Source organism: Bacillota bacterium (assembly GCA_024655925.1).
Classification (GTDB): domain Bacteria; phylum Bacillota; class DTU025; order DTU025; family JANLFS01; genus JANLFS01.
In genome coordinates this window covers 1-3139 of sequence record JANLFS010000025.1, presented here as the reverse complement: position 1 = coordinate 3139, position 3139 = coordinate 1, and the positions used below count along the sequence as shown (strand labels likewise).

4 protein-coding genes are annotated in these 3139 nt (G+C 59.4%); all 4 read right to left on the bottom strand.

Features of this window, described 5'->3' with window-relative positions; translation table 11 throughout:
* Positions 1–480, bottom strand: a 480-nt coding sequence (locus tag NUW23_05495; protein ID MCR4425632.1) for a molybdopterin-dependent oxidoreductase, incomplete at its 3' end; no start/stop codon positions are given.
* Positions 477–1133, bottom strand: coding sequence for a histidine phosphatase family protein (locus tag NUW23_05490; protein ID MCR4425631.1), 657 nt, complete (start codon positions 1131–1133; stop codon positions 477–479). The genes NUW23_05495 and NUW23_05490, both read right to left, overlap by 4 nt.
* A complete protein-coding gene (locus NUW23_05485) occupies positions 1130–2455 on the bottom strand; it encodes an insulinase family protein (protein ID MCR4425630.1) in 1326 nt (441 codons plus the stop codon). Before NUW23_05485 ends, NUW23_05490 begins: the two co-directional genes overlap by 4 nt.
* A partial coding sequence (locus NUW23_05480; GenBank protein ID MCR4425629.1) for an insulinase family protein occupies positions 2448–3139 on the bottom strand: 692 nt, incomplete at its 5' end. The genes NUW23_05485 and NUW23_05480, both read right to left, overlap by 8 nt.

Sequence of the window (3139 nt, the reverse complement as noted above, 5' to 3'; positions counted from 1 at the left end):
AGGTATATCCTCGGGGTCGTGGCAGGAGTATGAGCCGTAGTGTTTGATGAGGCCGGCGATTCCCGCACTCGAGCAGAGGCTTCCGCGCGGCAGAGTCACACCGCCGAAAACATTCCAGAACCTCAAATCCAGTTGTTTCAGAAGGCCCATGGATCCGAAATCCCAGTTGTAGAAGACAGAAAGACTGCCGTGCACAGAGCGGGCACACTCGAGCGCTGTTGCCGCCCGGTCCAGTGCCTCGCCCCACGATACCGTGTGCCAACCATGGGCGTCCCTGACCATTGGGCGGGTTATCCTGTACGGGCTCGAAGCCCGGGCCGCAAACGCCTTCCCCTTCTGGCAGATGAAGCCCCGGGTGATCGGGTGATCGGGGTCACCTTCGAGGGCAGATACTCGCCCGTCCGTGACATGGGCAACCATCCCACAAGTATCGAAACAGTCAAGGGGGCACGCGGTGCGGACCTTGCGGTGAATGCTCATTCTTCCGCCCCCCGCTGCACGTCTGCTACGCCTTCCAGGTAGTGAGTGTCGTTGAGACGTGAGATCTTCCCCCGGACTGGATCGGCCGACCTGAGTTCAGCAACGCTCAGGGATGCGTTTTCCAGAGTGAACCTGTTGCGGTACTCAATGTCCAGGCCCAGAATCAAACAAATCACAGCTTTCAGAATAACCGCGTGGCCGACGAGTAGCACTGTCTCCTCGTCGTTGTCCCGGGCCATCCTGGATACAATGCCCCGCGCGCGGACCACCACATCAAGCATGCTCTCGCCATCAGGATACGCAGTTGCGGTTGGATCCTTCTTTATCGCCTCGCGGAACCCAGGCAGCCTGGCCTCGACCTCTGCCCACGTCATTCCGGCCAGAGACCCCACGTGTATCTCTCGGAGGTCCTCCATGGTGTTGACATCAAGCCCACACTCTTCTGCCACAACCTTAGCTGTGTCGAGAGCGCGTGAAAGAGGGCTGGCATAGACCCGGTCAACTCTCCCCACCGGGCATGCTACCAGGTACCGCGCCAGAGCAACGGCCTGCCGTCTCCCCAGATCGGAGAGGGGGACGTCGTGCCATCCCTGCAGCCTCTTCTCCCTATTCCACGCAGTTTCGCCGTGCCGGACCAGAAGAAGTCTAGTCACCTATCCCCACCTCGGGCTAGCTCCACGTCCTTGCCAGGGCTCACAACCGACACCACTCGCCGCTCGGGCCTGAAGAGCATCTCAGCAGCCTTCGAAAGCTCGTCTGCGTCCACCTCACTCGCCACCTCTACACGTTCGAGCAGGTTCATCCCCCGGAAGTGATAAGTGAGGAAGTTGTAGGCAATGAACTCGAGAGAGTTGAACCCGCGTATGAAGGCTCCCATGGCCCGGCGCTGCGAGCGCTCGAATGCTTCGTTGTCCACGCCCTTGTCGAGTAGTGCCTGTATTCCCTCCTGTACCCTCTGCACGAGCGTCTCCGGATCCTTGGTCTTGCCAGACATCGCCACATGCGCAAACCCGGACTCCGCCTCATAGTCCCACCCGAATGTCGTGTCGATGACCCCTTCTTCGTACAGCTTGTTGTACAAGTCGGAACCTCGGCCGATCAGGACATCCATGAGCATCTCTGTGGTGACTATCTTCCGGAGCAACGTCCGGCCTTCGTGACCCACGTCCGTGTCCTTGTATCCGAAGCACACAAGGTGCTCTGACACTGGCATTTGTCTGCCAACCCGCTGCCGCCCGATCTCAGGCGGTTCCTCTGGATAGATGCGAGTGATGGGCCCACCCGGGCCAAAATCCCTCCCGGCGAGCCTGCGATCCGCCTGGTCCACCACATTCTCGGGTTCGACATCCCCAACTACGAAAAGAGCCATGTTGGATGGATGATAGAAGGTCCGGTAGCACTTGCACAGGGTGTCAACATCAATGCGGTTGATCGATTCAACTGTCCCTGCAATCTCGATGCGAACTGGATGTCGCTGGTACATAGCCTTGAGGAAGTCGAAGAAGCACTGCCAGTCCGGGTTGTCCTCGTTCATCCTGATTTCCTGTTCGATGATGCCCTTCTCTTTCTCCACGTTCTGCTCCGTGAAATAGGGGCGGAACACGAAATCCACCAAGGTGTCGAGAGCCGGCTCGAAGTTGTCTGTACAGGAGAAGAGGTACCCTGTCATCGTGAAGTTCGTGAAAGCATTGGATGAGGCACCGAGTTCGGCGAACTTATCGTCTATCGAGCCGAACTCCTCCTCGAACAGCTTGTGCTCCAGGAAGTGGGCGATGCCATCAGGTACTTCGATGATCTCATCGCTTCCACCGACTTGGAACTTGCTGTCGATCGAACCGTACCTGGTGGCGAGGACCCCGTACTTCTTGCCGAACCCCCGCTTGGGCAAAACACACACCTCAAGCCCGCTGGGAAGGACGGTCCGGGCCAGTTCCTCCCGGACAATCGGGGATTTGTGTACTGAGATCTCAGGCACGTGCTCCGCCTCCTTCCCCGTCACCCCGGAGGAAGTACACCGTATCCAGCGCAATTCCATGACTTGCCCTGACCACGTCGTCACGGGTGACGGCAGCGATGTCCCTGGCAAGCTGGCTGGGAGTCCGCCTGCACGCGTTGACCAGATTGAGGAGCTCGAAGTCCACTTCCGAGCCGAGGTCGTCCGACATGACAGCGATCTCACGCAGGAGGGCCTTGCGGGTGTTCTCCATTTCTTCCTCGGAGATGTGCCCGGACCTCATGTCCTCAAGCTGCCTGCCAACAATATCGAGAGTTCTATCGGCATCCGCAAAATCGATGCCTGCGGAAATCCACAGGACTCCCTTGGTCTGTTCCAGGTTGGAGTAGACGAAGTAGGCCAGGCTCGCGCGCTCCCTCACGTTCTGGAACAGCTTGGAGTGGGTGAACCCTCCGAGGACACCGTTGGCGAACAGGAGCGCCGGCCAGTCGGGATCTCCGAAGGATGCAGCGGTCCTGTATCCGATGACTAGGTGGCCCTGGTGAACATCCATCCGTTCCTCCACGCGCCTGGGAGCGCCTGGGGACCGTGGCTCTCCCCGGGCGGGGCGGACCGTGCGCGGGTTTCGCTGCACGTCAAAGATGCGCGATGCCAGGTCCTCCACACGTGCACAGTCCACGTCCCCCAGAACGAACAGGTCCATGG